Origin of the sequence: Streptomyces sp. NPDC052101 (assembly GCF_040680235.1) — a bacterium.
In the GTDB taxonomy this organism is placed as follows: Bacteria; Actinomycetota; Actinomycetes; order Streptomycetales; family Streptomycetaceae; genus Streptomyces.
Genome location: NZ_JBFAWH010000168.1, coordinates 1 through 1,072 on the forward strand (window position 1 = coordinate 1; position 1,072 = coordinate 1,072).

Annotated in this window: 2 protein-coding genes; both read right to left on the minus strand. The window is 68.2% G+C overall.

Translation table 11 applies throughout. The annotated features are described in order from the left end of the window. Positions 1-145: 145 nt before the first annotated feature. On the minus strand, positions 146-805 hold the full coding sequence (locus AB0L75_RS44540; RefSeq protein WP_363798173.1) for a DUF4391 domain-containing protein: 660 nt from the start codon (positions 803-805) through the stop codon (positions 146-148). Continuing rightward, the coding region (locus tag AB0L75_RS44545) for a hypothetical protein (RefSeq protein ID WP_365191983.1) at positions 798-1,072 on the minus strand (275 nt) is incomplete at its 5' end. The genes AB0L75_RS44545 and AB0L75_RS44540, both read right to left, overlap by 8 nt.

Here is a 1,072-nt window from a genome sequence, read left to right on the forward strand (position 1 = left end):
TGGCGGAGCAGGTCGAAGTCCACCGCCTGCCGCACGGTGCCCTCGGCATCGCGGGTCTCCGTGACCACCGAGGGGAACAGTTCGGCCAACCGCCGGACGTGCTCCGAGGTCAGGTCAGGGGAGGTGCGGCGCACCGGCTCCATGGTCATGCGAGGGTCTCCATTTCCTTCTCCAAGGTCTTGATTGCGCCGCGGATCGCTACGCGCCGATTGAACTGCTTCTCATTGCGGTACCGCCGGGTGAGCGCCCGATGCTCCCGTTCCAGGACGCCCTGCCGCTCCAGCCTTTCCGCGACCTCCTGCGGGGTGTCCCCGGGACCGACGCGGACTCCCAGCATGGGGCTCAGCAGCGCGCCATACAACTGCGTGAGGTCCACCGCGGCCGGCAACGGTGTGCGCTCCACATCCGCCCGCAGCCATCCGCCGCCCACATAGATCGGCGCAGACCGGACACCCACGGGCCGGTAGGCGGCACGCATCCGGATGAGCTCCCGCTCCGCACCGGGCCGGACGATCTCGAAGACCACCGGCAACGGGATCGCCCGATCGACGGCGGCCAGCACCGCGTCCGGGACATCGTCGGCCTTCGCGTGCACCCGGATAACCTGGATTTCGGGCACGGCCTCCGTACTCCTGATCCCCAGGGTGGACGGTGCCAACTTGTATGCCCAGACGAGCCGGTCCACATGCTCCACGAAGGCCGCTTTCACCGAGGCCGTGACCGCCGTATGCGCGTAGATCTGGTCCTTCGGGATGCGTCGGTCGAACTGCGCGGGTCCGGGCCAGGCGTAGAGGAGGTCAGGCATCCGTCCGCTCCGCGTCCACCACGGCGAGGAAGGCGATGAGCTCGAAGTCGTCCAGGCCCTGGATCGACTGGGTGAGCGCCGTCGTCGGGCCCGCAGTGAAGAGGCTCGCCACATCCTGCTCGTCCGTGAGATCGACCATGGACTCGATGGCGCGCGTGAGCAGTTCCGAATAGTGATGCATCCGGGCACCTTCCGCTGTGGCCGCGATGAAGACCCGCACCGCGTCCTCGTCCGGCGTGCTCCGGCCATCCGCTACGGAGCGCAATA